Source organism: Cellulosimicrobium sp. BMG9.23, assembly GCF_059159985.1.
This window is the reverse complement of sequence record NZ_JBZGBZ010000010.1, coordinates 183,583-209,528: the sequence shown is the minus strand read 5'-3', so window position 1 is coordinate 209,528 and position 25,946 is coordinate 183,583. Positions and strand designations below refer to the sequence as shown.

The 25,946-nt window shown below is 73.5% G+C and carries 29 protein-coding genes; 10 read left to right on the top strand and 19 right to left on the bottom strand.

The features are described 5' to 3' along the window. Positions 1 to 24: 24 nt before the first annotated feature. From rplT to infC, 3 genes are all read right to left on the bottom strand, one after another. Complete coding sequence (gene rplT, locus AC4H2G_RS18640; protein ID WP_494367220.1) at positions 25 to 411, bottom strand: 50S ribosomal protein L20; 387 nt, start codon at positions 409 to 411, stop codon at positions 25 to 27. A 69-nt stretch (positions 412 to 480) separates the two neighbouring features. Then, positions 481 to 675 (bottom strand): 50S ribosomal protein L35, encoded by a 195-nt coding sequence (gene rpmI, locus AC4H2G_RS18635; RefSeq protein ID WP_108051433.1) that lies wholly within the window; start codon positions 673 to 675, stop codon positions 481 to 483. A 108-nt stretch (positions 676 to 783) separates the two neighbouring features. Further along, on the bottom strand, positions 784 to 1,806 hold the full coding sequence (gene infC / locus AC4H2G_RS18630; RefSeq protein WP_494367251.1) for a translation initiation factor IF-3: 1,023 nt from the start codon (positions 1,804 to 1,806) through the stop codon (positions 784 to 786). 493 nt (positions 1,807 to 2,299) lie between these two features. Between infC and AC4H2G_RS18625 the strand changes: the two genes are divergently transcribed. The 6 genes from AC4H2G_RS18625 to AC4H2G_RS18600 all read left to right on the top strand — a co-directional run bounded on the left by AC4H2G_RS18625 (position 2,300) and on the right by AC4H2G_RS18600 (position 7,065). Beyond that, the gene (locus tag AC4H2G_RS18625) at positions 2,300 to 2,770 is read left to right on the top strand and encodes a Fur family transcriptional regulator (RefSeq protein ID WP_494367219.1); all 471 of its coding nucleotides are present in this window, start codon (positions 2,300 to 2,302) and stop codon (positions 2,768 to 2,770) included. Between the two features lie 113 nt (positions 2,771 to 2,883). Continuing rightward, positions 2,884 to 4,398, top strand: a complete 1,515-nt coding sequence (locus AC4H2G_RS18620; protein ID WP_494367218.1) for a catalase — start codon at positions 2,884 to 2,886, stop codon at positions 4,396 to 4,398. A 212-nt stretch (positions 4,399 to 4,610) separates the two neighbouring features. Continuing rightward, a complete protein-coding gene (locus AC4H2G_RS18615; RefSeq protein WP_494367217.1) occupies positions 4,611 to 4,973 on the top strand; it encodes a DUF1844 domain-containing protein in 363 nt (120 codons plus the stop codon). Positions 4,974 to 5,182: 209 nt separating this feature from the next. Continuing rightward, positions 5,183 to 5,680, top strand: a complete 498-nt coding sequence (locus AC4H2G_RS18610; protein WP_494367250.1) for a hypothetical protein — start codon at positions 5,183 to 5,185, stop codon at positions 5,678 to 5,680. Next, positions 5,677 to 6,510: a S1C family serine protease gene (locus tag AC4H2G_RS18605; RefSeq protein ID WP_494367216.1), complete on the top strand. Its 834-nt coding sequence runs from the start codon at positions 5,677 to 5,679 to the stop codon at positions 6,508 to 6,510. Before AC4H2G_RS18610 ends, AC4H2G_RS18605 begins: the two co-directional genes overlap by 4 nt. A gap of 39 nt (positions 6,511 to 6,549) precedes the next feature. Beyond that, positions 6,550 to 7,065, top strand: coding sequence for a hypothetical protein (locus AC4H2G_RS18600; RefSeq protein ID WP_494367215.1), 516 nt, complete (start codon positions 6,550 to 6,552; stop codon positions 7,063 to 7,065). Between the two features lie 28 nt (positions 7,066 to 7,093). Here AC4H2G_RS18600 and AC4H2G_RS18595 read toward each other — a convergent pair whose 3' ends face one another. From AC4H2G_RS18595 to AC4H2G_RS18565, 7 genes are all read right to left on the bottom strand, one after another. Next, complete coding sequence (locus AC4H2G_RS18595; RefSeq protein WP_494367249.1) at positions 7,094 to 7,885, bottom strand: SseB family protein; 792 nt, start codon at positions 7,883 to 7,885, stop codon at positions 7,094 to 7,096. A gap of 2 nt (positions 7,886 to 7,887) precedes the next feature. Next, entirely contained in the window at positions 7,888 to 8,619 is a 732-nt protein-coding gene (gene priA, locus AC4H2G_RS18590; protein WP_494367214.1) for a bifunctional 1-(5-phosphoribosyl)-5-((5-phosphoribosylamino)methylideneamino)imidazole-4-carboxamide isomerase/phosphoribosylanthranilate isomerase PriA, read from the bottom strand. 100 nt (positions 8,620 to 8,719) lie between these two features. Then, the gene (gene hisH, locus AC4H2G_RS18585; RefSeq protein WP_494367213.1) at positions 8,720 to 9,370 is read right to left on the bottom strand and encodes an imidazole glycerol phosphate synthase subunit HisH; all 651 of its coding nucleotides are present in this window, start codon (positions 9,368 to 9,370) and stop codon (positions 8,720 to 8,722) included. A gap of 20 nt (positions 9,371 to 9,390) precedes the next feature. Further along, the gene (locus tag AC4H2G_RS18580; protein ID WP_494367212.1) at positions 9,391 to 9,930 is read right to left on the bottom strand and encodes a hypothetical protein; all 540 of its coding nucleotides are present in this window, start codon (positions 9,928 to 9,930) and stop codon (positions 9,391 to 9,393) included. Beyond that, a complete protein-coding gene (hisB, locus tag AC4H2G_RS18575; protein ID WP_494367211.1) occupies positions 9,927 to 10,544 on the bottom strand; it encodes an imidazoleglycerol-phosphate dehydratase HisB in 618 nt (205 codons plus the stop codon). Before hisB ends, AC4H2G_RS18580 begins: the two co-directional genes overlap by 4 nt. Further along, the gene (locus AC4H2G_RS18570) at positions 10,541 to 11,701 is read right to left on the bottom strand and encodes a histidinol-phosphate transaminase (RefSeq protein WP_494367210.1); all 1,161 of its coding nucleotides are present in this window, start codon (positions 11,699 to 11,701) and stop codon (positions 10,541 to 10,543) included. Before AC4H2G_RS18570 ends, hisB begins: the two co-directional genes overlap by 4 nt. 92 nt (positions 11,702 to 11,793) lie before the next feature. Then, on the bottom strand, positions 11,794 to 12,276 hold the full coding sequence (locus AC4H2G_RS18565) for a Rieske (2Fe-2S) protein (RefSeq protein WP_494367209.1): 483 nt from the start codon (positions 12,274 to 12,276) through the stop codon (positions 11,794 to 11,796). A gap of 228 nt (positions 12,277 to 12,504) precedes the next feature. On the opposite strand from AC4H2G_RS18565, the gene AC4H2G_RS18560 reads away from it, so the two are divergent. After that, a complete protein-coding gene (locus AC4H2G_RS18560) occupies positions 12,505 to 12,939 on the top strand; it encodes a hypothetical protein (RefSeq protein WP_494367208.1) in 435 nt (144 codons plus the stop codon). Positions 12,940 to 13,263: 324 nt separating this feature from the next. Next, entirely contained in the window at positions 13,264 to 15,531 is a 2,268-nt protein-coding gene (locus AC4H2G_RS18555; protein ID WP_494367248.1) for a RecQ family ATP-dependent DNA helicase, read from the top strand. 40 nt (positions 15,532 to 15,571) lie between these two features. Here AC4H2G_RS18555 and AC4H2G_RS18550 read toward each other — a convergent pair whose 3' ends face one another. Both AC4H2G_RS18550 and hisD read right to left on the bottom strand, forming a co-directional pair. Then, positions 15,572 to 16,042 (bottom strand): GNAT family N-acetyltransferase, encoded by a 471-nt coding sequence (locus AC4H2G_RS18550; RefSeq protein WP_494367207.1) that lies wholly within the window; start codon positions 16,040 to 16,042, stop codon positions 15,572 to 15,574. A gap of 11 nt (positions 16,043 to 16,053) precedes the next feature. Continuing rightward, positions 16,054 to 17,379: a histidinol dehydrogenase gene (gene hisD, locus AC4H2G_RS18545; protein ID WP_494367206.1), complete on the bottom strand. Its 1,326-nt coding sequence runs from the start codon at positions 17,377 to 17,379 to the stop codon at positions 16,054 to 16,056. 95 nt (positions 17,380 to 17,474) lie between these two features. On the opposite strand from hisD, the gene AC4H2G_RS18540 reads away from it, so the two are divergent. Further along, entirely contained in the window at positions 17,475 to 17,708 is a 234-nt protein-coding gene (locus AC4H2G_RS18540) for an RNA-binding S4 domain-containing protein (RefSeq protein WP_494367205.1), read from the top strand. 3 nt (positions 17,709 to 17,711) lie between these two features. Continuing rightward, the gene (locus AC4H2G_RS18535) at positions 17,712 to 18,365 is read left to right on the top strand and encodes an HAD family hydrolase (protein WP_494367204.1); all 654 of its coding nucleotides are present in this window, start codon (positions 17,712 to 17,714) and stop codon (positions 18,363 to 18,365) included. Positions 18,366 to 18,412: 47 nt separating this feature from the next. Here the strand turns inward: AC4H2G_RS18535 and AC4H2G_RS18530 are convergent, their stop codons facing one another. The 7 genes from AC4H2G_RS18530 to AC4H2G_RS18500 form a co-directional block, all read right to left on the bottom strand. Next, positions 18,413 to 18,817: a pyridoxamine 5'-phosphate oxidase family protein gene (locus AC4H2G_RS18530; protein WP_494367203.1), complete on the bottom strand. Its 405-nt coding sequence runs from the start codon at positions 18,815 to 18,817 to the stop codon at positions 18,413 to 18,415. Positions 18,818 to 18,876: 59 nt separating this feature from the next. Next, a complete protein-coding gene (locus tag AC4H2G_RS18525) occupies positions 18,877 to 19,362 on the bottom strand; it encodes an NUDIX hydrolase (RefSeq protein ID WP_494367202.1) in 486 nt (161 codons plus the stop codon). A gap of 46 nt (positions 19,363 to 19,408) precedes the next feature. Further along, complete coding sequence (gene dnaE / locus AC4H2G_RS18520) at positions 19,409 to 22,948, bottom strand: DNA polymerase III subunit alpha (protein ID WP_494367201.1); 3,540 nt, start codon at positions 22,946 to 22,948, stop codon at positions 19,409 to 19,411. Positions 22,949 to 23,200: 252 nt separating this feature from the next. After that, positions 23,201 to 23,722, bottom strand: a complete 522-nt coding sequence (locus AC4H2G_RS18515) for a GNAT family N-acetyltransferase (protein ID WP_494367200.1) — start codon at positions 23,720 to 23,722, stop codon at positions 23,201 to 23,203. After that, complete coding sequence (locus tag AC4H2G_RS18510; RefSeq protein ID WP_494367199.1) at positions 23,719 to 24,651, bottom strand: RluA family pseudouridine synthase; 933 nt, start codon at positions 24,649 to 24,651, stop codon at positions 23,719 to 23,721. Before AC4H2G_RS18510 ends, AC4H2G_RS18515 begins: the two co-directional genes overlap by 4 nt. After that, a complete protein-coding gene (locus tag AC4H2G_RS18505) occupies positions 24,648 to 25,358 on the bottom strand; it encodes a signal peptidase II (protein ID WP_494367198.1) in 711 nt (236 codons plus the stop codon). Before AC4H2G_RS18505 ends, AC4H2G_RS18510 begins: the two co-directional genes overlap by 4 nt. Before the next feature lie 90 nt (positions 25,359 to 25,448). After that, a complete protein-coding gene (locus tag AC4H2G_RS18500) occupies positions 25,449 to 25,910 on the bottom strand; it encodes a TraR/DksA family transcriptional regulator (protein ID WP_494367197.1) in 462 nt (153 codons plus the stop codon). Positions 25,911 to 25,946: the final 36 nt, after the last annotated feature.

Genomic DNA, 25,946 nt, shown 5'->3' with positions numbered 1-25,946 from the left:
CGTCCGTGGCGTCGGTGCGGATGCTCAGGCCGCGGCCTTCGGCGCGTTGACGTCCTCGGGGAGCGCGTCCTTCGCGACCTGGACGAGCGCGTTGAACGCCGCCACGTCGTTGACCGCGAGCTCCGCGAGCAGGCGACGGTCGACCTCGACACCCGCGGCCTTGAGGCCCTGGATGAGGCGGTTGTACGTCAGGCCCTGGGCGCGCGACGCCGCGTTGATGCGCTGGATCCACAGCTTGCGGAAGTCGCCCTTGCGCGCCTTGCGGTCACGGTAGGAGTAGACGAGGGAGTGGGTGACCTGCTCCTTCGCCTTGCGGTAGAGGCGCGAGCGCTGGCCGCGGTAGCCCGCTGCGCGCTCGAGGGTCGTACGGCGCTTCTTCTGGGCGTTGACCGCCCGCTTCACGCGTGCCACGTGATGCTCCTTGCAGTTGGGGGCTCAGGGTGAGCCGGTCGGCGACGGGGTGTCGTCACCGCGACCGGGTCACTTGCCGAGCAGCTTCTTGATGGACTTGACGTCGGCGGGCGAGACCACCTGGTCCTGGGCGAGGCGGCGCTTGCGCTTGGTCGCCTTGTGCTCGAGCAGGTGTCGAGCGTTGGCCTGCTCGCGCATGACCTTGCCGGTACCCGTGATGCGGAAGCGCTTCTTGGCACCCGAGTGCGTCTTGTTCTTCGGCATGGCTGCCGTGTCTCCTTGTGTCCGGTCAGCCACCTCGCGGTGGCCGACGTGTTCGGGTCCGGGCCGGTGGGTCCGGACCCCGAGCAGTTTCGGTCGATGGGCCGGCCGTCAGCCGGCCTTGCCGCGAGGGGCGGGCTTCGGCGCGGGGCGCGGGGCGCCCGGCTTGGGAGCCGGTCGCGGCACCGCGGGCTTCGCCGTGCCGGACTCCGCCGGAGCCGCGGCGGGCCGCGGCGCGGCCGGGCGTACCGGCTCCGCGGACTGGGCCCGAGGACGCTCCGCAGACTGTGTCCGAGGACGCTCCGCAGACTGTGTCCGAGGACGCTCCGCGGACTGCGCCCGCGGACGCTGCGCAGCGGGCGCCCTGGCGGGGGCCGGGGCCTTCGCCGGAGCGGAGGCCTTGGGCGGCGCGGGAGCCTTCGCCGGGGCGGGAGCCTCCGCAGCAGCCGCGGTCTCGACCGGCGCGTCCGCGGGCGTCTCGACGACAGGCTCTGCGACGGGGGTCTCGGCGACGGACTCCTCCGTGACCGGGCTCAGGTCCTGGGCGTCCTGCTCGACCTCCGGCGCGTCATCCTCGGGGCCGTCCGGCTCGCGCTGAGCAGCGCGCTGCGCAGACTTCGTCAGCCGCGGCTCGGCCTCCTGGGCGCGCTTGCGCTGCTCGCTCTTGGCGTCGGCCTTCTTCTTCACCGGGCCGAGCACCATCGTCATGTTGCGCCCGTCCTGCTTGGGCATCGACTCGACGAAGCCCAGCTCCGAGACGTCTTCCGCGAGGCGCTGCAGCAGGCGCACGCCCATCTCGGGGCGGGACTGCTCACGGCCGCGGAACATGATCATGACCTTGACCTTGTCGCCGGCGGAGAGGAACCGCTCGACGTGGCCCTTCTTGGTGCCGTAGTCGTGCGGGTCGATCTTCAGCCGGAAACGGATCTCCTTGAGGACCGTGTTCGCCTGGTTCCGCCGCGCCTCGCGCGCCTTCATGTCCGACTCGTACTTGAACTTGCCGAAGTCCATGAGCTTGCAGACGGGCGGGCGGGCGTCCGGGGCGACCTCGACCAGGTCGAGGTCCGCGTCCTGGGCAAGGCTCAGGGCAACCTCGGTGCGGACGACGCCGACCTGCTCCCCGCCAGGACCGATGAGTCGGACCTCGGGGACGCGGATCCGATCGTTGATGCGAGGCTCGCTGATGTGATGCTCCTAGGAAGTCGTCGGTAGACCGCCCGGCACGAGGAAGGCCCCCGTCCCTGAGCGCAGGGCGGAGGCCATCGTTCCGGCAGCCGTGGGTGCACCACGACGACCACGTCAGGGCGACACACCACGAGGGCGAGCCGTCCGGACCAGGACCCGGCCTCTGTCGCGACATCACGTCGACGGTCGAGACCCGGGTGGGATGGGATCCACTTGCGCACCCGCACTGGCCTGCCTCGGTGTCCACGGACGGCCGCGGGGCCGCACCTGATCACCGACGCACGTCGTGCAGGTCGGTCAGCCATCAAGACTACCAGAGGTCGGCGGCCTCCAGGACGAGCGGCCGTCGTCGACCGTCGCGCCGCGCGAGCTGGACATCTCCCCCGAACTAGACGCCCTCCATCATTGGAACTCTTCCAGAGAAGAGGGTTAGGGTGGGGTCATGACGACGGGATCGACGCGGTCCTCCGCCGTACCCGAGCGTGCGGCACGGCCGCCGCACGGGTCGGGCCACGAGGTCGAGCTGCGCGAGCACGGGCTGCGCGTCACGGCGGCGCGGCTCGCGGTGCTCGACGCCGTCGGCGCTCGCCAGCACGCCGACGCCGACGCCGTCCTGCGCGCAGTGCGCGCCGCGCTCGGCTCGGTCTCCGTGCAGGCGGTCTACGACGTCCTCAACACGCTGACGGACAAGGGCCTGCTCCGGCGCATCGAGCCGGCCGGCCACCCTGCCCGCTACGAGCGCCGCCTCGGCGACAACCACCACCACGTCGTGTGCCGTGCGTGCGGCGCCGTCTCCGACGTCGACTGCACCGAGGGCCACGCCCCGTGCCTCACCCCGAGCAGCACCTCCGGGTTCCGGATCGACACCGCCGAGGTGACGTTCTGGGGCCTGTGCCCCGACTGCGCGCCCTGACCCCTACTGGGTGGACCGGTGGACCTCGCGCATCCCATCGACGCCCGTTATCTCACGATGACCCCGTTACGGAACTCGGTCTCTCGCACCGGGTCCGCTGGAAGGAGCGCCTCATGACCTCCCCGTACACGACGACGAACGCCGGAGCACCCGTCGCGTCCGACGCCCACTCGCAGTCCGTCGGCGCCGACGGCCCGATCGTCCTGCACGACCACTACCTCGTCGAGAAGCTCGCGCAGTTCAACCGCGAGCGCGTCCCGGAGCGCGTCGTCCACGCCAAGGGCGGGGGCGCGTTCGGCACCTTCACCGTGACCGGTGACGTCAGCGCGTACACGCGCGCCGCCGTCTTCCAGCCCGGGACGGCGACCGAGATGCTCGCCCGGTTCTCCACGGTCGCCGGGGAGAACGGCTCGCCGGACACCTGGCGCGACCCCCGCGGCTTCGCGCTGAAGTTCTACACGAGCGAGGGGAACTACGACCTCGTCGGGAACAACACCCCGGTCTTCTTCATCCGCGACGGCATCAAGTTCCCCGACTTCATCCACTCGCAGAAGCGCCTGCCGGGCTCGAACCTGCGCGACAACGACATGCAGTGGGACTTCTGGACCCTGTCCCCCGAGTCGGCGCACCAGGTGACGTGGCTCATGGGTGACCGCGGCCTGCCGTCGAGCTGGCGCCACATGGACGGCTTCGGCTCGCACACGTACCAGTGGATCAACGCGACGGGCGAGCGCTTCTGGGTCAAGTACCACTTCACGACCCAGCAGGGCATCGACAACCTCACCGCGGACGAGGCCGCCCAGCTCGCCGGCTCGGACGCCGACCACCACATCCGCGACCTGTACGGGCACATCGAGGCGGGAGACTTCCCGCGCTGGACGCTATCCGTCCAGGTGATGCCCTACGAGGACGCGAAGACCTACCGGTTCAACCCCTTCGACCTCACGAAGGTGTGGCCGCACGGCGACTACCCGCTCGTCGAGGTCGGGGTCATGGAGCTCAACCGCAACCCGGAGAACTACTTCGCGGAGATCGAGCAGGCGACGTTCGCGCCGAGCAACTTCGTGCCTGGCATCGCGGCGAGCCCCGACAAGATGCTCCTCGCGCGCATCTTCTCCTACGCGGACGCGCACCGGTACCGAGTCGGCACGAACCACGCACAGCTCCCGGTGAACGCCCCGCGCGGCGCCGAGGAGGGTGGGCACTCGTACGCGAAGGACGGCGCGATGCGCTACTCCTTCTCCTCCGCCACGACGCCGGTCTACGCACCGAACAGCCGCGGCGGTGCCCACGCCGACCCGGCACGCGCCGCGGAGTCGACCGGGTGGGAGGCCGACGGCGAGCTCACGCGCGCCGCCGCGACGCTCCACCCCGAGGACGACGACTTCGGCCAGGCCGGCACGCTCTACCGCGAGGTCTTCGACGGCCCGGCGCGCACCCGGTTCCTCGAGACGATCACGGGTCACGTGGGCGGTGTGAAGAGCACCGACATCCGCGAGCGGGCGATCCAGTACTGGACGAACGTCGACGCCGAGCTCGGTGCGGCGCTGCGTGTCGCGCTCGAGGCGAAGGGCGCACCGGTCGAGGCCGGCGAGCCCGGCACGGCGAGCGAGCCCGTGCGCGTCTGACGTCCACGGACCGACGCCCACCCGGCGCCCACGCGGCGCCGAGACCGGAGAAGCCGCCCCGGATCCCTGCGGATCCGGGGCGGTTTCCCACATCTCGGCGCACATTCGGTGCACGTCCCGTGGCCCGTTCGGTGACGGGCCGGAGACGGACCGGCTCCGGTCGAGCGGGCGGCTCGACCGCGACGGTCGGACCGGATGGAAAGATGGACGCCATGAGCATCGAGAACGCCCCCGCGCAGGACCCCTCGACGGACGCCGTCCGTGACATCGCCGACGTCGCCTCCGTGGAGGTCATCACCTCGGCCGCGGTGCACCTCATGAGCGCCGCCGCGGTCAAGTGCGGCCTCGCCGAGGACGCCGAGGCGCAGGGCCACCTGGACCTGGACGAGGCGCGCAAGCTCATCAACGCGCTCGCCGCGCTCGTCACCGCGAGCGCGCCGGACATCGGCAACCAGCACGCGCGGTCCCTGCGGGACGGCCTGCGCTCCCTCCAGCTCGCGTTCCGCGAGGCCTCGGTCTACCCGGACGCCCCCGGTGACGGCCCGGGCGAGAAGTTCACGGGTGCGGTGAGTTGAGCACCCCGCCACCGCCGCCGTCCGGCAGCACGGCAGCCCCCGACGGCCCGACGCCGGTCGCCCCCGTGCCGGTCGTCCCGGCGCCCGCCGGACGGGAGCCCGAACGTCCCTGGCCGGCAAGCGGCCCGTCGCCCGACGTGGCCTCGAGCGGGCCGGAGGATCCGGGAGCGACGCCGGCCGTGGCACCCCGCAGACGCCGGCGGACGGGGATGGTCGTGACGATCGTCCTCCTGTCGCTGCTGCTCGCGGGCGCGGTCGGCGTGGGAGCGTACCTCTGGGTCACCACGACGCGCTGGCAGGAGAGCAGCGCGGAGTGGGAGTCCCAGGCGCGAGCGCTCGGCGAGGACGTCGCGCGCCTGCAGGCGGACCTCGACGGCGCCAACGCCGAGCTCGAGTCGGCCCGAGGCCAGCTCACCACCGCGCAGGACCGGATCACCGAGCTCGCGAACGAGAAGGCCCAGCTCGGCGACGAGAACGAGGCCTCGCAGCAGTACCTCGACTACCAGAGCCGGGTCTCCGACGCGGCGGGCAAGGTCGCCGCGGCGCTCGGTCAGTGCACGACGGCGCAGTCCCAGCTCATCGGGTACCTCAACAACCGCGACGCGTACGACCCGGCCGACCTCGAGCGCTTCTCCGGCCAGGTCGACGAGCTGTGCCAGGCGGCGGCCGACGCGAACACGCAGCTCCAGCAGGAGCTCGCGGGATGAGCCGCAGGATGACCGGCGCCTCGCGGGACCGCTCGGCGGGGGCGGCTCGGCACTCCGCTTCGCGCACCGTCCGGTGGACGACGGCGCGTCCTCTCCGGGGCGCGCGCGTCGCGACCGCCGTCGCGGTATCGATCGCGATGTCGGTCGTCGCCGGCTGCGGAGTCCTGCCGGAGCTGCCCGACCCGGTGCCGCAGAGCGTCGTCCCGTCGTTCGCCGCGCCGGGCGAGCCCGCCGGGTCGGAGGTCCTGTCCCCCGACGGCTCGGACACGGTGCGCCGGATGGCCGTGCGGATCCGCAACGTCGGCTGCGAGGGCCTCTCGACGGGGTCCGGGTTCGCGCTCGACGCCCGCACGCTCGTGACGAACAAGCACGTCGTCGACTCGTCGCGCTCGCTGCAGCTCCTCACCTACGACGGCCGGGACATCGCCGCCCAGACCGCGAGCATCGCCGGGCTCGCCGACCTGGCGATCGTGCGCACCGCGGAGGACCTGCCGTCCGCGCCGACGCTCGCCGCGGCCGACCCGGCGCCCGGTGACCCCGTGACCGTCGTGGGGTACCCGGAGGGCGGGCGCCTCACGGTCACCGAGGGCTCCGTGATCGGCACGACGACCGACCCGCTGCACGAGAACCTCGGCGAGGTCCTCGTGACCGACGCCCCGGTCGAGCCCGGGAGCTCCGGGTCGGCCGCGCTCAACGACGCGGGCGAGGTGATCGGCGTCGTCTACGCGAAGACGTCGACCGACAAGAGCCTGCTCGTGCCCGTGAGCACGCTGCGCGAGCTCCTCGCCGACGAGTCCTCGTTCAGCGCCGCGGAGGAGTGCTCGGGCTGAGCCGCGCGCGACGTGGCGCGGGGGTCTAGTCTCGGCCGCATGGCAACGAACGCGAGCCCCGGCGACGCGCCCGCCGTCGACCCGGCGCACATCACGCAGGCCGCACGCGACACCCTGACCGTCCGCCGTGTCTACGGGGAGGCCTACGAGCGCGGTTCGACGCTCGTGATCCCCGTGGCCACGGTCTGGGGCGGCACCGGGTCCGGCTGGGGCTCCGGCTCCGGTGAGCTGTCCGGCAAGGGAGCGGCCGACTGGCCGTTCCACATCGGGAGGTCGCCGGCGCCGCCCGAGGCGCCCGAGACCTCCGGCAAGCCGTCCGACGGCCCCGGGTCCGGTAACGCGGACGGCGACGCCGGTGCTGAGGGATCGGTCGCTAGCGGCGCGTTCGGCGTCCGGGTGAAGGCCACAGGGGTCTACGTGGTCGACGACGCGGGCGTGCGCTGGCAGCCCGCCGTCGACGTGAACCGCGTCGTGCTCGGCGGGCAGGCGGTCCTGGCGGTCGTCGGCGTCGCGGCGTCGCTCGCCTGGGCGATCGGCCGGTTCCGCCGGGGCTGACGATGTCCGCCCGGGTCGGCCGGGACCGTCAGTCCGCCCGGCCGATCCGCAGCTCGAGGCCGTCCACGCGCGCCGACACGACGTCGTTCGCCGCGAGCGCGGCGTTGACCTGGGCGAGCACCGCGTCGAGGCCGGCACGGTCGAGGCCGGCGTCGATCCGCAGGACGACCGCGACCTCGGCGCGCCGTCCGGGCTCGGCCCACGCGCGCGCCACGTGCGGCACGCCGGCGACCGCGGACGCGACGGCGTCCTGCACCGCGGGCGCCACGACGCCGTCGGCCACCGCGGGCTCCCACTCCACGCCCTGGGCGAGAGCCCACACCGCCGGCCGCGGGACCAGCACGGTGACGGGGCCCGCGGGGTCGACGACGAGCAGCGCCCAGTCCTCGCTCACGGCGGACAGCGCCGCGCGGCGCGCGTCCACGGGTACCGGACGCGCATCCGTCCGCCAGGCCGCCATGGACGCGACCGAGGTGAACACCGGCAGGGCGCGGCGCCCGTCCGGCGCCTGGAGCGCGACGACGCCGGCCGACGCCTCCTTGTCGACGGTGTGGCCGTGCTCCCCCTCGGCCGACGACTCGAGCTCGGCGAGGATCGGCACGAGGACACGTGTGCTGCCGAGCCGGCGCACGACCTCGGCCACCGTCGCCGCGCCGCCCTGGTGGGCCGCGAGCGTCGCGGTGAGCTCCGGGTCGGCCGAGCCGTCGTCGCCCGAGAAGCCCGAGGACGCCGGCAGCGCCTTCCCGGAACCGGACGCCGCGCCGACGGAGGCGTCGGCCTCCGGGTGGCCCGAAGAGTGGCCGTGGGTGTCGTCGCCCACGGTCACGGCCGACCGGCGACGTCGAGCGCCTGCGGCAGCGTGAAGGCCCCGGCGTACAGCGCCTTGCCGACGATGGTGCCCTCGATGCCGGCGGGCACGAGCGCGCGCAGCGCCTCGAGGTCCGCGAGGCTCGAGATGCCGCCCGAGGCGACGACCGGCGCGTCGGTGCGCGAGGCGACGTCGCGCAGGAGCTCGAGGTTCGGGCCACGCAGCGTCCCGTCCTTCGTCACGTCGGTCACGACGTAGCGCGCGCAGCCCGCCGACTCGAGGCGGTCGAGGACCTCCCAGAGGTCGCCGCCCTCCTCGGTCCAGCCGCGCGCGGCCAGCGTCGTGCCGCGCACGTCGAGGCCGACTGCCACCGCGTCGCCGTGCTCGGCGATGACCTTCGCGGTCCAGTCCGGGTTCTCGAGCGCCGCGGTGCCGAGGTTGACGCGGCGCGCTCCCGTGGCCAGCGCACGCTCGAGCGACGCGTCGTCGCGGATGCCGCCCGACAGCTCGACCTGGACGTCGAGCCGGCCGACGACGTCGGCGAGCAGCTCCGCGTTCGACCCTCGCCCGAACGCCGCGTCGAGGTCGACGAGGTGGATCCACTCGGCACCGCCGGACTGCCAGTCGAGCGCGGCGGCGAGCGGGTCGCCGTACGAGGTCTCGGAGCCCGCCTCGCCCTGGACGAGGCGGACGGCCTGGCCGTCGGCGACGTCGACGGCGGGGAGCAGCACGAGGCGGTCGGTCACGAGGTTCTCCATCGGTCGTGGCGCGGGCTCCCGCGCCGGGTTGGGTGAGGACGGACCGGCCGCGGTCGACGGTACGCCGCCGACCCGCCCGGGGCGTCCGTCAGAGCGTGCGGACCCAGTTCTCGAGCAGGGCCGCGCCCGCGTCGCCGGACTTCTCCGGGTGGAACTGGGTCGCGGACAGCGGGCCGTTCTCCACGGCGGCGACGAACCGCCCCCCGTGGTCGGACCAGGTGACGAGCGGGCGCCGGATCGGCGAGTCGGACGGGAGGTCGTCGCCGAGCGTGAAGGAGCGCGCGGCGTACGAGTGCACGAAGTAGAAGCGCTCGTCCTGGATGCCGTCGAAGAGGACGGTGCCCTCGGCGGCCTCGACCGTGTCCCAGCCCATGTGCGGGACGATCTCGGCCTCGAGGCGGTCGACGAGACCCGGCCACTCCCCCAGCCCGTCGGTGAGCGTGCCGTGCTCGTCGCCCTGCGAGAACATCACCTGCATGCCGACGCAGATGCCGAGCACGGGCCGCCCGCCCGCGAGCCGGCGCCCGACGACCTCGTGGCCGCGCACCGCCGTGAGGCCGTCCATGACGGCCGCGAACGCCCCGACGCCGGGCACGACGAGCCCGTCGGCGTCCTGCGCGCGGGCGCGGTCGGCGGTCAGCTCGACGTCCGCGCCGACACGTTCGAGGGCGCGCACCGCGGAGCGCACGTTGCCGAACCCGTAGTCGAGGACGACCACCGACGGGCGGCGGCCCGCCACAGGCCCTGCGGTCGCGGCGCTCACTTCTTGCGCGCCCGTCGGCCGGCGGCGGTCAGCAGCCGCATCGCCTTCCACCGGGAGATGGACGAGCTCGCGACGACGCCGTCGAGGTCAGCGAGCGTGCTCGAACCCGTCAGGAGGTCCTCGAGCGCCTCCGGGGCGCCCCCGAGCACGAGACCCGGGGCGAGGGTGTCGCCGACCGCGCCGTCGCTCCAGCGCGTCATCGTGAGCTGCTCGCCACGGCGCTCCACGAGGATGAGCGGGACGCCCTTCACGAGGGTGGTGAGGGCGGCGGCGGCCCGCGCGGGCGCGTCGCCGGACCGGTCCCGCAGCACCGCGACGGCACCGACGTCCGTCGCGACGACGTCGGCCTCGACCTGGGCGAGCGAGCACGCCGCCGCGAGCGGTTCGGCGCCCGCGATCTGCGTGACGAGCGCGACGAGCTCCGGGTCCGAACCGGCGGTCAGCGACGACACGTCGTCCGGGATCTCGAGGCCCTCGAGGGCCTCGGCGCCCGGGCGGTCGTCGCCCGGCACGGCCGGGTTCGGGTCGGTGCTCACAGGGTGCCCTTCGTCGACGGGATGCCCTCGACGCGCGGGTCGGGCGCGACGGCGGCGCGCAGCGCGCGGGCAAGGGCCTTGAACTGCGCCTCCACGATGTGGTGCGGGTCGCGGCCGGCGAGGACGCGCACGTGCAGGCAGATGCCGGCGTGGTGCGCGATCGACTCGAGCACGTGCCGCGTGAGCGACCCCGTGAAGTGGCCGCCGATCAGGTGGTACTCCTGCCCCTCGGGCTCCCCCGAGTGCACGAGGTACGGGCGGCCGGACACGTCGACGACGGCGAGCGCGAGCGCCTCGTCGAGCGGGACCGTCGCGTCGCCGAAGCGCGCGATGCCGCTCTTGTCGCCGAGCGCGACGCGCAGCGCCTCGCCCAGTGCGATCGCGACGTCCTCGACCGTGTGGTGCGCGTCGATGTGGGTGTCGCCCGTCGCCTCGACCGTGAGGTCGATGAGCGAGTGCTTGCCCAGCGCGGTGAGCATGTGGTCGTAGAACGGGACCGTCGTCGAGATCTGCGTCCGTCCCGTCCCGTCGAGGTCCAGCTCGACGAGCACGCTCGACTCGGAGGTCGTGCGCTCGATGCGCGCGATGCGCCCTGACCCCTGCGTACGACTCACAGTCCTGCCACCTCCACGAGGGCGTCGCGGAACGCCCGCATCTCGTCGCGGGTGCCGATCGACACCCGCAGCCATCCGTCCGGCCCAGTCTCCCGGATGAGCACGCCGCGCTCCAACAGGCCGGCCCAGACCGCGTGCCGGTCGGCGAACGTGCCGAAGAGGACGAAGTTCGCGTCGGAGTCGGCGACCTCGAGCGCGCGCCCGTCCGGGTGGCGCAGCGAGCGCAGCCACGCGACGGTCGCGTCGCGCTCGGCGCGCAGCGTGTCGACCTGGGCCAGGAGCTCGTCGGCGTGCGCGAGAGCGCCCCGCGCCACGGCCTGCGTGACGGCCGACAGGTGGTACGGGAGGCGCACGACGCGCAGCGCGTCGACGAGCTCGCGCGACGCCGTGAGATATCCCACGCGGGCGCCTGCGAGCGCGAACGCCTTCGACATCGTGCGCGTGACCGCGAGGTTCGGGTAGCGGTCGAGCAGCTCGAGCGCGGACGGCGTGCCCGCGCGCCGGAACTCCCCGTACGCCTCGTCGACCACCACGACCGCGGGCGCCTCGCCGTCTCCCGTCGGCACGCGCACCGCGAGCGCCGCCTCGCAGACGGCCTCGACCGTCGCGGCGGGCAGGGCCGTGCCCGTGGGGTTGTTCGGGCTCGCGAGCAGGATCACCGACGGCTGCTCACGGCGGACGACGTCCCGCGCGTGGTCGGGGTCCAGCGTGAAGTCCTCGGCACGCCGCCCGACGACCCAGTCCGTGTGCGTGTCGCGCGCGTACTCGGGGTACATCGAGTACGTCGGCGCGAACGAGACCGCCGTGCGGCCGGGCCCGCCGAACGCCTGCAGGACGTGGAGCATGATCTCGTTGGACCCGTTGGCCGCCCAGAGCTGATCGGCCTCGCGGTGCACGCCCGACTCCACCCCGAGGTACGCCGCGAGGTCGGTGCGCAGCGCGTGGAAGTCGCGGTCCGGGTACCGGTTGAGGCCGGCGGCCGCGGCCCGCACGTGCTCGGTGATCGTCGCGACGACGGCCGGGCCCGGAGCGTGGGGGTTCTCGTTGACGTTGAGGAGGACGGGCACGTCGAGCTGCGGCGCGCCGTACGGCTCGATGCCCGCGAGCTCGGGGCGCAGCGGCAGCCCGGAGGTCCCGGCGACGGTGGGTGGGGTCACCTCCACAGTCTACGAACCGACCGGAGCGCCACGGGGTCGTCGTCCGGCACGCGGTCATCGTCGTCCGTGGGGCGCTGCCGCCGAGCGCGGCGTCAGGCGGACGTCACCTCACCGGACTCGACCGTGACGGGCACCTCGGGGAGCGGCTCGGGCGCCGGACCGCCGAGGACGGCGCCGGTCGCGAGGTCGTACCGGGAGGCGTGGCACGGGCAGAGCAGCTCCCCGTCGCCCGGGGCGACGGTGCAGGCCTGGTGCGTGCAGATCGCGCTGAACGCGGCGAACGTCCCCTCCTCGGGCTGCGTCACGAGGAGCTGGGCTCCGCCGACCGTGACGCTCAGCGCGCCGCCCACCGGGACGTCGTCGGCCCGCGCGAGGACCTCACCCGGCGCCACGGCCCCGGAACCCTCGCCGCTCTCGCCCGCCGTCCCGGACCCCTCGCCCGTGCCCGACGGCGACCCGCCGCCGCACGCGGCGAGGAGCAGCAGGACCGCGCCCGAGCCGGAGCCGGCGAGGACCGCCCGGCGGGTGGGTGCGTGCCGCTCGACGGTGCCCTCGTCGCTGTGGTGTCCGTCCATGGTCTCCTCCGTCGCAGCTGTGTACCGGGAGGGCGGGCGCGCCGTCGGGCCCGGCGTGCGTCGTCCGGCGATCCTGTCCGCCGCCCCGTCCGACGAGCGCCGCACGACGGACGGCGCTTCAATTGAAGCACCGGGGTCGCAGGGTCGCCCCCGGGCGCCAGCAGACCGCGGTCGCTCCCGCCCGCACGCCGTTCCCCGCACCCTCGCTCGTCCACGGACGGAGCCGCGATGACCACCTCCGGGCCTCCCGGCCCTCCGTCGCCCGAACCCCGCACCCGGGGTGCGTGGTTGCTGCGGGGCCTCGCGGCCGCCGGGCTGCTGCTGTCGGCGGACATCCACCTCGTCCTGTACGTCGAGGGCTATGCCGACATCGACGTCGTCGGGCCGCTGTTCCTCCTCAACGCCGTCGCGGGGCTCGTCCTGGGGCTCCTCGTGCTCGTGTGGCGACACTGGCTGCCTCTGCTCGGCGCGGTCGGCTTCGGGGCCCTCACCCTCGCGGCGTTCTACCTGTCGACGACGGTCGGGTTCTTCGGCGTGAACGAGACGGTGCGTGGGACGCAGCAGGTGCTGGCTGCGGTGGCCGAGTGGGTGGTGGTCGTCGCGGGGACTCTCGCGCTGGTGGTGGAGCGGGGCCGCTCCCGGGCCCCGCACCGTGAGACCTGACCACGGCCTGGGGACGACGCGGCACGTGCATGGGCGGGTGCGCCTACGATCGGGCGGGTGAGTTCCACCGACCCGTACGCGGACCTGCCCTTCGACCCGGCCGACGAGCCGCCGCTCGACGACCCGTACGACGCGCCGAGGTCCGACCCGGCCGCCCAGGCGGCCGTCGGCCCCGGGGCGGAGGTCGCCCCAGAGCAGGCGGCCCCGTCGGCACCTGCGCCCGCGCCCGTCTCGGGACCGCCGGCGGTGCCCGCGGCGGAGCGCGCGGTGCCGCCCACGGCGACAGCCGGGGACGGCGAGGCCGCGCGCCGCGCGAAGCTCGCGATGCTTCGCGGCCTGCTGGACGGTGAGTCGCTGCGCGAGGACGCGGAGACGGCGCTGCGCGCGCTCGTGGGGCGCGACGACGCGCGGCTGCGCGACGACCAGTGGCGCGCGATCGAGGCGCTCGTGGCGTTCCGGCGCCGCGCGCTCGTCGTGCAGCGCACCGGGTGGGGCAAGTCGGCGGTGTACTTCGTCGCGACGAAGCTGCTGCGCGACCGCGGCGCCGGGCCGACCGTCATCGTCTCGCCGCTGCTCGCCCTCATGCGCGACCAGGTCGCCGCTGCCGCGCGCGCGGGGATCCGCGCGGTGACCATCAACTCGTCGAACGTCACCGAGTGGGACGACGTGCACGCCGCGATCGAGGCCGGGCAGGTCGACGTCCTGCTGTGCTCGCCCGAGCGCCTCAACAACCCGGGGTTCCGCGACGAGGTGCTGCCGCGGCTCGCGGCCGACGCGGGGCTCGTCGTGGTCGACGAGGCGCACTGCATCTCGGACTGGGGTCACGACTTCCGGCCCGACTACCGGCGCATCCGCACCCTGCTCGCCGACCTGCCCAGCGGCATCCCCGTCCTCGCGACGACCGCGACGGCCAACGTGCGCGTCACGGCCGACGTCGCCGAGCAGCTCGGCGTGCACGCGTCGGCCGCTGCGGCGCCGAGCGGGCCCGGCACGTCCGACGAGGTCCTCGTGCTGCGCGGTGGGCTCGACCGCGAGTCGCTGCACCTCGCGGTGCTCCCGCTGCCCGACCAGCCGTCGCGCGTCGCGTGGCTCACCGAGGCGCTCCAGGACATCGACGGGTCGGGCATCGTCTACTGCCTCACCGTGTCCGCCGCCGAGCAGGTCGCGAGCCAGCTGCGTTCCGCCGGCCTGGCCGTCGCCGCGTACACCGGGCAGACGGACCCGGCCGAGCGCGAGCGCCTCGAGGGCGACCTCAAGGAGAACCGGGTCAAGGCGCTCGTCGCGACGTCCGCGCTCGGCATGGGATTCGACAAGCCCGACCTCGCGTTCGTCGTGCATCTCGGCGCGCCGAGCTCGCCGATCGCCTACTACCAGCAGGTCGGTCGTGCCGGGCGCGGAGTCGACTCGGCCGTCGTCGTGCTGCTGCCCGGCGAGGAGGACCGGCGCATCTGGGAGTGGTTCGCGTCGACGGCCTTCCCGCCGCAGGCCCAGGTCCGCACGACCCTCGCGGCCCTCGACGGCGGGGGGACGCAGTCCGTCGCGCAGCTCGAGACCCAGGTGGACCTCAAGCGGTCACGGCTCGAGGGGATGCTCAAGGTGCTCGACGTCGACGGCGCGGTGCGCCGCGTCAAGGGTGGCTGGGAGTCGACCGGGGCGCCCTGGGAGTACGACGCCGAACGGTACGCGCGCGTCGACGAGACCCGCACGGCGGAGCAGCGAGCCATGCTCGACTACGAGGCGACGACCGGGTGCCGCATGGCGTTCCTGCGGGCGGCGCTCGACGACCCCGAGCTCGAGGCGGGCTGGGAGTGCGGCCGGTGCGACCGCTGCGGCGGCGTCACGCTGCCCGCCCTGCCGGACGCGGAGACGGTCGCCGCTGCGCGTGCGGACATGGACCGCCCCGGCGTCGAGGTCGTGGCGCGCCGGCAGTGGCCGAGCGGGATGGACCGGCTGGGGATCGACGTGCGGGGGCGCATCCCGGCCGAGGAGCAGGCCGAGCCGGGGCGCGCGGTGGCGCGGCTCGACGGCCTCGGGTGGTCCGCGCCCCTGCGCGAGCTGTTCGCCCCGGGGGCGCCCGACGGCGAGACGCCCGTCCCGCTGCGCCGCGCGGCTGCCCGGGTGCTCGACGAGTGGGACGCGCTGCGGGCGCCGTCAGCCGCCGCTCCGGCCGCGACGACCGGGGACGCCGGCGACGGCGCGGACGCGGACGCGGCGGACGCCGAGACGGCCGCCCGGGCGCTGCTCGTCGACGGCGTCGTCGCCGTCCGGTCGGTGACGCGACCCGTGCTCACGCACCACCTGGCGACCGGCCTCGCCGCGTACCTCGGGCGTCCGCTCATCGGGGCCATCGGGCCGGTGCCCGGTCGCGAGGAGCCCGGGCGCCACGACGTGAACTCCGCGACACGCCTGTCGGGCGTCGCGGGCCGGCTCCGGCTCGAGCTGTCCCCGGCCGCGCTCGACGGTCTCGTCGGGAGACGCGTCCTGCTCGTCGACGACTGGACCGAGTCCGGCTGGACGCTCACCGTCGCGGCGCGGCTGCTTCGTCAGGCGGGGGCTGCGGCGGTCTACCCGTTCGTGCTCGGCGTGCGCTGACACTCGGAGGCGGACGGGCACAAGACTGACGAGGACGGGCTCACCAGCGCAGGCGCAGCTCGGTGTACGTCGTGTCGACGAAGCCGAGCGAGCGGTACAGCTCCTCGCCGTCGGGCGTCGCGTGCAACGAGACCGAGTCGACGCCGGCGTCGCGCGCCCACGCGATCGCGGCCTCGACGCACGCGCGCCCGTGCCCGCGTCCGCGCGCGGACGGCAGCGTGCACACGTTGGACAGGTGAGCCGTGAGCCCTCGCGGGTTGCGGGCCGACGGCGCCCCGCGACCGAGCGTCACGAGCGCGCCGGCGACCACGACTCCGTCCTCGTCCACGACGAACGCCGCCGCGTCGTCGTCGGCGAGGGCGTCGCGGAACCAGGTCAGGGCGCGGCCCTGCCAGGCCTGCCCGTCCGTGCCGGCCTCACCCATGGCGCGCATGAGCTCGACGCGCAGGCCGACGAGCGCCGGGGCGTCCACCGGACGCGCCCGGCGCACGGTGTGTCCGTCCGTGGGCACGGCGCCGACGATCAGAGGAAGCGCGCGCGTACGGCCTCGCCGTGCGCGGGCAGGTCCTCGTCGTTCGCGACGGCGACGATGCGGTCGGCCACGACCCCCAGCGCATCCCGGTCGTACTCGATCACCTGGACCGCCTTGACGTAGCTGTGCACGCCCAGGCCGCTCGAGAAGTGCGCGCACCCGCCCGTCGGCAGGATGTGGTTCGACCCCGCCATGTAGTCGCCGAGCGACACCGGTGACCACGGTCCGACGAAGATCGCCCCCGCGCTGCGCACGCGCTCGGCCAGGGCGGCGGCGTCGTCCGTCTGGATCTCCAGGTGCTCGGCTCCGTAGGCGTCCACGACCCGCAGGCCCTGCTCGAGGTCGTCGACGAGGACGACCGCCGACTGCGGACCTGCGAGCGCCTGCGCGACCCGCTGCGCGTGCTTGGTCGAGGGCACGAGGTCCTTGAGCCGGGACTCGACCGCCGCGGCGAGCTCGACCGAGGGCGTGACGAGGAGGGCCGCCGCCGACGGGTCGTGCTCGGCCTGGCTGATGAGGTCGACCGCGACGTGCCCCGGGTCGGCGGAGCCGTCCGCGAGGATCGCGATCTCGGTGGGACCTGCCTCGGAGTCGATGCCGACGACGCCGCGCACGAGGCGCTTCGCCGCGGCGACGAACACGTTGCCCGGGCCGGTGACGACGTCGACGGGCTCGCACAGCACCTCGCCGTCCTGCGGCGCGCTGCCCGCGGCGCCGTACGCGAACATCGCGACCGCCTGCGCACCGCCGACCCCGTACACCTCGTCGACGCCGAGCAGCGCGCACGCGGCCAGGATCGTCGGGTGCGGGAGCCCGCCGTTGTCCTTCTGCGGCGGGGACGCGACGGCCAGGCTCGGCACGCCGGCCTCCTGGGCCGCGACGACGTTCATGACGACCGACGACGGGTAGACGGCGAGCCCACCCGGGGCGTAGAGGCCGACGCGCTGCACCGGCACCCAGCGCTGGCGCACCTGCGCCCCCGGGGCGACCTGCACCGTGAAGTCCTGGGGCCGCTGCGCGGCGTGGACCTGCCGCACCCGGCGGATCGCCTCCTCGAGGCCTGCGCGCACGGTCGGGTCGAGCTCGGCGAGCGCCGCCGAGAGCGCCTGCGTCGGCACCCGCAGGTGCTCCGGACGGACGCCGTCGAACCGCTCGGCGTACTCGCGCAACGCGTCGGCGCCGCGAGCCCGCACCGCGTCGATGATCGGGGCCACCCGATGCGTCGCGTCCTCGACGCCGACCCCTGCGCGGGGCAGGGTCGCGACGAGCTCGCGCGCGGACAGGGTGCGGCCTCGGAGATCGATGCGGGTGATCATCCTCCGAGTCTAGGAGCGACCGCAGCACGAGGACGAGCGGATTCGCCTGCCGGTCGCCACGGGACGGGACCCGGTGGGATGGGACGATGTGTCGCATGGACGCACACGACGCCACCCCGGTCGAGATCTCCGACGACGTCATCCGTCTCGGGCAGTTCCTCAAGCTCGCCGGTCTCGCGGACTCCGGGGCCGACGCTCGTGAGCTCATCGCGGACGGCGAGGTCAGCGTCAACGGCGAGGTGGACACGCGGCGCGGCCGCCAGCTGCGCAAGGGCGACACCGTCGCGGTCGAGCACCCGCAGGGCGCGCAGCGCGCGACCGTCGCCTGAGTCGTGACGGTCCGCCACGTGCTGCTCGACGCCGACGGCGTGCTGCAGGAGGTCCCGGGCGGCTGGTACGCCGCGATGGAGCCGCACCTGGGGACGCGCTCGCGCGAGTTCCTGCACGCGACGTGGAGCGACGAGCTGCCGTTTCTCGCGGGCAGCGGTGGGGACTACCTCCCGTTCCTCGCCGACGCGCTCGCCGCGTACGGCGTGTCGACGCCCGCCGACGTCGTGTACCGCGACGTGTGGCTCCGCATCGACGTGGTCACCGAGTCGGTCCGGCTGGTCGAGCAGCTGCGCAGCGCGGGCTACGGCGTCCACCTCGGGACGAACCAGGATCGCGAGCGCGGCGTCCACATGCGCACCGCGCTCGGCTACGACGCGCTGTTCGACGTGAGCTGCTACTCCTACGACCTCGGCGTGGCCAAGCCCTCCGCCGAGTTCTTCGTCGAGGCCGCACGCCGGATCGGCGCGGCGCCGTCGAGCATCCTGTTCGTGGACGACGTGGCGAAGAACGTCGAGGCCGCTCGGGGCGCCGGGATGATCGGTGTGCACTGGAGCGTCGAGCGCGGGCACGACGAGCTCCTCGCGGCCCTTGCGCAGCACGGCGTCCGGATCTCCGCCGGCGCCGAGCCCCGGGTGCCGCCCCGATCAGACGACTGACCGGCAGCCGACACAGGTGCGTCCGCCGGTCTGTCGACGCCGGCAGGTCAGGCCATGTAGGTCGAGGCCATGACCTTGTCGGGCGTGAGACGCAGGACGACGCGCTCCGGGTTGGGGTCGAGCTGGCGGTAGCGGCGCGCGTACCGGGCGACGGCGTCGGCGACCTCGGCCTCGTCCTCGACGACCTCGATCGTCCCCTCGATCGTGATCCAGCGGCCGCCGTCGACCTGGCACACCACCGCACGCGGGTGCTCACCGCCGACGCCCGCACGTCGTGCGTTGCGCGCCTTGGCCGACGACCGGTTCGTCGTGATGCGCACGACGCCCGCGTCGGCGTCCCACGTGAACGCGACCGGCACGACGTGCGGCGAACCGTCCGCACGCAGGGTCGTGAGGGTCGCGAGGTGGCGCTCGGTGACGAAGACGCGCTGCTCGGGGTTGAGTCGGATCACGCGACCGAGCCTAGTGCGGTCGCGCCGCCCAGCCGCCCAGCCGCGGGCGTCGGGCGGGCTCAGCCGTCGAAGCCGCAGGTCATGATCGGCGGGACGTCTCCGTGGCGCAGCGCACGCAAGACCTGGAGCTCGTGCGGCACGACCGGCTCGGGCAGGGCGTCGAGCGGGAACCACCGCAGGTCGGACGCCTTGTCGCGCTCCCTCAGCGTCGGGGCACCGCTCCAGCGGGTGGCCTCGAAGAAGAAGTCGACCCGCTGCTCGAGCGCGGGTCCGGCCGGTTCGCCCCGGTGCAGCACCGTCACGGGCCGCAGGTGCGCGGGATCGACGTCGATGCCGAGCTCCTCGCGTGCCTCCCGGACCGCCGCCGCGACGACGGACTCCCCTTCCTCGACGTGTCCGGCGGCCGCCGCGGCCCAGTACCCGTCCCGGTACCCCGTTCCCTGCCGCAGCTGGAGGAGCACCTCGTCGCCGAGTCGCAGCAGCACGTAGGCGGCCGGCACGACACGGAACCGGTGGTCGGCCGTCCCGTCGTCCCCGGATCTCACGGCCGCCTCGTGACGTGGCACCGTGCCCCGCCGGTCCGCCACTGGATCAGCCCACGAGGCACGACGGTCCGAGCAGGGCCTTGAGGTCGCCGAACAGCGCGGGCGACCTCTCGACGCGCAGGGTGTCCCCCGCACGCACGATCGTCGTCTTGCCGGGCTCGAGCACCTGCACGTGGACCTCGGCGGAGCCCGGGTGCGTCGCGAGCACCTCGCGCAGGCGGGTGATGACGGGCTCGACGCACCGCGTGTGCGGCACCCGGACCGCGACGGGGGACTCGGCCCCCACGGACACGTCCGGGAGAGAGACCTCCATCGCCTGGAGCTGCATCGTGTCGTCGCGGCGCCGCACGCGACCACGGAGCACGACCACCTGGTCCTCGGCGAGGATCGTCGAGTACGCGAGGTACGTCTCGCCGAAAAACATCACCTCGACGGCGCCCTCGAGGTCCTCGATGGTCACGGCCGCCCACGGGTTGCCGTTCTTGCTCATCTTGCGCTGGAGCGAGGTGATGAGCCCGGCGACGGTCACCGTCGACCCGTCCGGGCGGCCCTCGTCGGCGATGAGCGCCGCGATCCCCGTGTCCGCGGCGCGCGTGAGCACGTGCTCGAGGCCGGACAGCGGGTGGTCGGACACGTAGAGACCGAGCATCTCGCGCTCGAACGCGAGGCGCTGCTTCTTGTCCCAGTCCGGCAGGTCCGGCACGTCGACGGAGAAGGAGAGGCCGGCCTCGTCTTCCGCGCCACCGAAGTCAGCGAACAGGTCGAACTGCCCCTCGGCCTCCTTGCGCTTGACGCTGATGACGGAGTCCACGGCCTGCTCGTGGACGACGAGCAGGGCTCGCCGCGGGTGGCCGAGCGAGTCGAACGCTCCCGCCTTGATGAGCGACTCGATCGTGCGCTTGTTGCAGACGACGGCCGGGACCTTGTCGAGGAAGTCGGTGAAGGACGTGAAGTCGCCCTTCTCCTCGCGCGTCGCGACGATCGCGTCGACGACGTTGCGGCCCACGTTGCGCACCGCGGTCAGGCCGAAGCGGATGTCGTCGCCGACGGCCGTGAAGTTCGCGGCGGACGAGTTGACGTCGGGCGGGAGCACCGTGATGTGCATGCGGCGGCACTCGTTGAGGTAGAGCGCCGACTTGTCCTTGTCGTCGCGCACGCTCGTGAGCAGCGCCGCCATGTACTCGGTGGGGTAGTTCGCCTTGAGGTAGGCGGTCCAGTACGAGACGAGGCCGTAGCCGGCCGAGTGCGCCTTGTTGAACGCGTACCCCGCGAACGGGACGAGCGTGTCCCACACCGCCTGGATCGCCTTGTCGGAGTACCCCCTCTCCTTCATGCCCCCGTGGAAGGGCACGAACTCCTTGTCGAGGATCTCCTTCTTCTTCTTGCCCATCGCGCGCCGCAGCAGGTCGGCCTGGCCGAGCGAGTAGCCCGCGAGCACCTGCGCGGCCTTCTGCACCTGCTCCTGGTAGACGATGAGGCCGTACGTCTCGTCGAGCACCTCCGCGAGCGGCTCGGCGAGCTCGGGGTGGATGGGCTCGATCTTCTGCACACCGTTCTTGCGCAGCGCGTAGTTCGTGTGCGAGTTCATGCCCATCGGGCCCGGGCGGTACAGCGCGATGACGGCGGAGATGTCCTCGAAGTTGTCCGGCCGCATCTGGCGCAGCAGCGCACGCATGGGCCCGCCGTCGAGCTGGAACACCCCGAGCGTGTCCCCGCGCCCGAGCAGCTCGTACGCCGCTCGGTCGTCGAGCTCGAGGGTCTCGATCTCGATCGGGTCCTTGCCGTTCATGACGATGTTCTCGAGCGCGTCATCGAGGATCGTCAGGTTGCGCAGGCCCAGGAAGTCCATCTTGATGAGGCCGAGGCCCTCGGACGTGGGGTAGTCGAACTGCGTGATGACCGCGCCGTCCTGGAGGCGACGCATGATCGGGATGATGTCGATGAGCGGGTCGCTCGACATGATGACGCCTGCAGCGTGCACGCCCCACTGGCGCTTCAGCCCTTCGATGCCGCGCGCGAGCTCGACGACGCGCTGCGCCTCCGGGTCGGTGTCGTGGAGCTGGCGGAACTCGCCCGCCTCCGCGTACCGCTCGTGCTTCGGGTCGAAGATCCCCGCGAGCGGGATGTCCTTGCCCATGACCGCGGGCGGCATCGCCTTCGTGAGCTTCTCCCCCATCGCGAACGGGAACCCGAGGAGCCGCGACGAGTCCTTGAGCGCCTGCTTGGCCTTGATGGTGCCGTACGTGACGATCTGCGCGACGCGGTCGTCGCCGTACTTCTCCGTGACGTACCGGATGACCTCGCCACGCCGGCGCTCGTCGAAGTCGACGTCGACGTCGGGCATCGACACGCGCTCGGGGTTGAGGAAGCGCTCGAAGATGAGGCCGTGCTTGAGCGGGTCGAGCTCGGTGATACCCATGAGGTACGAGGCCATGGACCCCGCGGCCGACCCACGGCCCGGCCCGACGCGGATGCCCTGTGCCTTGGCCCAGTTGATGAAGTCGGCGACCACGAGGAAGTACCCCGGGAAGCCCATCTGGACGATGACCTCGGTCTCGTACTCCGCCTGCTTGCGCGACGCGTCCGGGATGCCGTCGGGGTAGCGACGGTGCAGCCCGCGCTCGATCTCCTTGACGAACCAGCTCGTCTCGTCCTCGCCCTCCGGGACGGGGAACCGCGGCATGTAGTTGGCCTTCGTGTCGAACGACACCTCGCACTGCTCCGCGATGAGCAGCGTCGTGTCGCACGCCTCCGGCAGCTCGGCAAAGACGCGCCGCATCTCGGCCGCCGACTTCACGTAGTACCCCGTGCCGTCGAACTTGAACCGGTCCGGGTCGTCCAGGGTCGAGCCCGAGTTGATCGCGAGCAGCGCCTCCTGGCTCGACGCGTCCTCCTCGCGCACGTAGTGCAGGTCGTTCGTCCCGACGATGCGCGCGCCGACGGTCTCGGCGAGCCGCAGCAGGTCCTTCGTGACCCGGGTCTCGATCTCGAGCCCGTGGTCCATGAGCTCGACGTAGAAGTTCTCGCGCCCGAAGATGTCCTGCAGCTCGCCCGCCGTGCGGACGGCCTCGTCCCACTGCCCGAGCCGCAGCCGCGTCTGGATCTCCCCGGAGGGGCAGCCGCTCGTCGCGATGAGGCCCTTGCCGTACCGCTCTAGGAGGTCGCGGTCCATGCGCGGCCACTTGCCCATCTGCCCGTCGAGCGACGCGAGCGACGACGCCCGGAACAGGTTGTGCAGGCCCTCGTTGTTCTTCGCGAGCAGCGTCATGTGCGTGTAGGCACCGCGCGCCGAGACGTCGTCGGACTCCTGGCCCTTCTCGCCGAACCGCACGCGCGTCTGGTCGAACCGGCTCGTGCCCGGCGTGATGTACGCCTCGACGCCGATGATCGGCTTGATGCCCTTCGCCTGCGCCCGCGACCAGAACTCGAACGCCCCGAACACATAGCCGTGGTCCGTCGTCGCGATCGCCTTCTGCCCGAGCCGCTCGACCTCGTCGAACAGGTCCCCGATCCGCGCCGCGCCGTCCAGCATCGAGTACTCGGTGTGGACGTGGAGGTGGACGAAGTCCTCGGTCGTGCTCGGCATGCGTCGATCCTAGGCCGGGGTACCGACGCTCCCGTGCACCTCCGGCGGGACATGGGGGTGTGCGCCGGATCTACCATCCGCGCCTCGTCCCTCGGCGCTCCCGCCAGGCCCACCACGATCCGGCGCACACCCCCACGTCCCCCCTCGACCGTCCGTCACCTCGTGTGTGACGAAGGACTCCTCGCGCGGCGACGCCCGAGCTCGGCCCGGCCCCGCGCGCGGTCGTGACGACGCGGTCCTGGTCCCCGGCGATCAGGCGTCGGCGGTGAGGGTCTTCGCGGCGTCGCGGTGGTCGATGCCCGCGTCGAGGTAGACGGGGCCTGAGACGGTGTAGCCGAGGCGCTCGTAGAAGCCGATCGCCTGGACCTGGGCGGACAGCTCGACCCGCGCCGTCGGACGGCCGTCCGCTCCCGGGACGGCGTACTCGGCGAGGGCGATCTCCTCCAGTGCACGCATCACCGCGGCGCCCGCCCCGGTCCCGCGAGCCGACGCCGCGACGGCCACGCGGCCGATGTGCGTCTCCCCCGGGTGCGCCGGGTCGGTCAGGAGGCGCCCCGTGCCGACGACGTCGCCACCCTGCTGCGTGTCCCGCACGAGCACGTGGGTCGTCGTGGGAGCGGTGTCGAGGTCGTCGATCTCTTCCTCCACCGGCACGTGCTGCTCGTCGACGAACACCGCGAGCCGCACCGCGTGCGCGGCGGCCAGCCCGGCGGCGTCGTGCACCCGCTCCACGACGAGCCGCGGGGCGCGCGCGTCAGGTGCGGAGGCGCTCACGCGTACGCCCCGCGCAGGACGTCGAGCGCGTGCGCGAGGTCGTCCGGGTACGTCGACGCGAGCTCGAGCCACTGCCCTGTACCCGGGTGCTCGAAGCCGAGCCGCATCGCGTGCAGCCACTGCCGCGTGAGGTCCACGCGCGAGGCCAGGACCGGGTCGGCGCCGTAGGTCAGGTCGCCGACGCACGGGTGGCGCAGCGCGGAGAAGTGCACGCGGATCTGGTGCGTGCGACCCGTCTCGAGGTGCACCTCGACGAGCGAGGCGGCCGGGAGCATCTCGAGGACCTCGTAGTGCGTCACGGACGGCTTGCCCTCGGCGGTCACCGCGAACTTCCAGTCGCTGCTCGGGTGCCGACCGATGGGCGCGTCGATCGTCCCGGTGGTCGGCTCGGGATGGCCCTGGACGAGCGCGTGGTACACCTTCTCGACCGTGCGCTCCTTGAAGGCCCGCTTGAGCGCGGTGTACGCGGTCTCGCTCTTCGCGACGACCATGAGCCCGGACGTGCCGGCGTCGAGGCGGTGGACGATGCCCTGGCGCTCGGCGGCGCCGGACGTCGAGATCCGGTAGCCCGCGGCGGCGAGCGCGCCGACGACCGTCGGCCCGGTCCAGCCCGGCGACGGGTGCGCGGCGACGCCGACCGGCTTGTCGACGACGACGAGGTCCGCGTCGTCGTGCACGATGCCCATGCCGGGCACGGGCTCGGCGACGACCTCCACCGCGGCGGGAGCGGTGTCGGGCACGTCGACCTCGAGCCAGGCGCCCCCGACGAGGCGCTCGGACTTGCCGACCTCGCGGCCGTCGAGACGCACGGCGCCCTCGGCGGCGAGCTCGGCGGCGCGCGTGCGCGACAGCCCGAGGAGCCGCGCGAGACCCGCGTCGACGCGTTCGCCGGCGAGGCCGTCGGGGACGGGGAGCGAGCGCAGGCTCACCGCGTCTCTCCCCCCGCGGCGTCGGCGCCGTGCGGGCCCTCGGCGGGTTCCGCGGTCGGCGACGTCGCGTCGTCGCGTCCTTCGCGCGTGCCGTCGATGCGGATGCCGAGCAAGGTGAGCACGACGATCATCACCGCAGCCCCGACGATCGCGATGTCCCCGACGTTGCCGACGAAGAAGCCCGCGTAGTCGATGAAGTCGACGACGTGGCCGCGCGCGAAGCCGGGCTCGCGGAAGAACCGGTCGACGAGGTTCCCCAGGGCACCACCGAGCAGCAGGCCGAGCGCCACGGCCCACGCGCGCGAGCCGATGCGACCGACCATGCGCACGATCACCACGACCACGGCGACGACCACGATCGTGAGGACCCACGTCATGCCCGTGGCGATGGAGAAGGCGGCACCCGGGTTGTACAGGAGGCGCAGGCCGAGGAGGGAACCGACGAGCGGGATCGGCTCGTCACCGAGCTCGAGAGTCGACTCGGCCCACCACTTGGTGAGCTGGTCGAGCACGAGCACGAGGGCGGCGAGGCCGGCGGTCGACGCGACGAGGAGACGGCGCGACCGTCCCGAGGTCGGTGCCGGCCCGTTCGGGACCGTGCCCGGTACGGAGACGACGTCGTCGGGTCGGTCGGTGGAGGACGACCCCGGCGAGGAATCGACGGGGTCGACCGGGTCGACGGGTTCGGGGCGCGAGGAGGTGGACATCGGCGGCAAGTCTGCCACGGTCGCGTCGCGCCACGGGCCTCGCGGCCCCGCAGGGCCGACTTCTGCCCGGCTCTCGCCGGGACGTGCGTGTCAGCGGCGCTCTTCGCGCTGCTTCGCCTCGACCGACAGGTTCGCGCGCGGGAAGGCCTGGAGCCGCGCCTTGCCGATCGGCAGGCCCGACGCCTCGCACGTCGCGTAGGTGCCCGCCGCGATGCGGTCGAGCGCATGGGTGGTCTGGGCGAGGAGGTCGCGCACGTTGTTGACGAGGGTGAGCTCCTGCTCGCGCTCCAGGGCGCTCGACCCCGAGTCCGCCTGGTCGTCGCCCGCGCCGTCGCCCGAGTCCCGCAGGAGGTTCGACAGGGCCTCGTCGGCCTGGGCCAGCTCGCCCTCGAGGCGTTCCTTCTCCGACAGGAGCTCCGAAGCCAGCTCCTCGACCTCGCGCAGGGTCCACGGCTCCTCGCCCTCGCGCACGGGGAAGGTCTTGACGTCCTTCGCAAGGTTCGGGAACTGTTCGCGCACGGCCGACCTGGCCGCGGTGGTGAGCTTGGTCATCTGCCCCTCCTGGATCGAGTCACGCGAGAGTAGACG

Excerpts from the sequence above, each read along its gene's own strand:
- dnaE (WP_494367201.1), bottom strand. The coding sequence starts at position 22,948 with ATGCCGAGCACGACCGAGGACTTCGTCCACCTCCACGTCCACACCGAG.
- rpmI (WP_108051433.1), bottom strand. The coding sequence starts at position 675 with ATGCCGAAGAACAAGACGCACTCGGGTGCCAAGAAGCGCTTCCGCATC.
- AC4H2G_RS18615 (WP_494367217.1), top strand. The coding sequence starts at position 4,611 with ATGAGCATCGAGAACGCCCCCGCGCAGGACCCCTCGACGGACGCCGTC.
- AC4H2G_RS18500 (WP_494367197.1), bottom strand. The coding sequence starts at position 25,910 with ATGACCAAGCTCACCACCGCGGCCAGGTCGGCCGTGCGCGAACAGTTC.
- AC4H2G_RS18565 (WP_494367209.1), bottom strand. The coding sequence starts at position 12,276 with ATGGACGGACACCACAGCGACGAGGGCACCGTCGAGCGGCACGCACCC.
- AC4H2G_RS18610 (WP_494367250.1), top strand. The coding sequence starts at position 5,183 with ATGGTCGTGACGATCGTCCTCCTGTCGCTGCTGCTCGCGGGCGCGGTC.
- AC4H2G_RS18555 (WP_494367248.1), top strand. The coding sequence starts at position 13,264 with ATGCTTCGCGGCCTGCTGGACGGTGAGTCGCTGCGCGAGGACGCGGAG.
- AC4H2G_RS18600 (WP_494367215.1), top strand. The coding sequence starts at position 6,550 with ATGGCAACGAACGCGAGCCCCGGCGACGCGCCCGCCGTCGACCCGGCG.
- AC4H2G_RS18560 (WP_494367208.1), top strand. The coding sequence starts at position 12,505 with ATGACCACCTCCGGGCCTCCCGGCCCTCCGTCGCCCGAACCCCGCACC.
- AC4H2G_RS18505 (WP_494367198.1), bottom strand. The coding sequence starts at position 25,358 with ATGTCCACCTCCTCGCGCCCCGAACCCGTCGACCCGGTCGACCCCGTC.
- AC4H2G_RS18620 (WP_494367218.1), top strand. The coding sequence starts at position 2,884 with ATGACCTCCCCGTACACGACGACGAACGCCGGAGCACCCGTCGCGTCC.
- AC4H2G_RS18540 (WP_494367205.1), top strand. The coding sequence starts at position 17,475 with ATGGACGCACACGACGCCACCCCGGTCGAGATCTCCGACGACGTCATC.
- AC4H2G_RS18605 (WP_494367216.1), top strand. The coding sequence starts at position 5,677 with ATGAGCCGCAGGATGACCGGCGCCTCGCGGGACCGCTCGGCGGGGGCG.
- AC4H2G_RS18625 (WP_494367219.1), top strand. The coding sequence starts at position 2,300 with ATGACGACGGGATCGACGCGGTCCTCCGCCGTACCCGAGCGTGCGGCA.
- hisD (WP_494367206.1), bottom strand. The coding sequence starts at position 17,379 with ATGATCACCCGCATCGATCTCCGAGGCCGCACCCTGTCCGCGCGCGAG.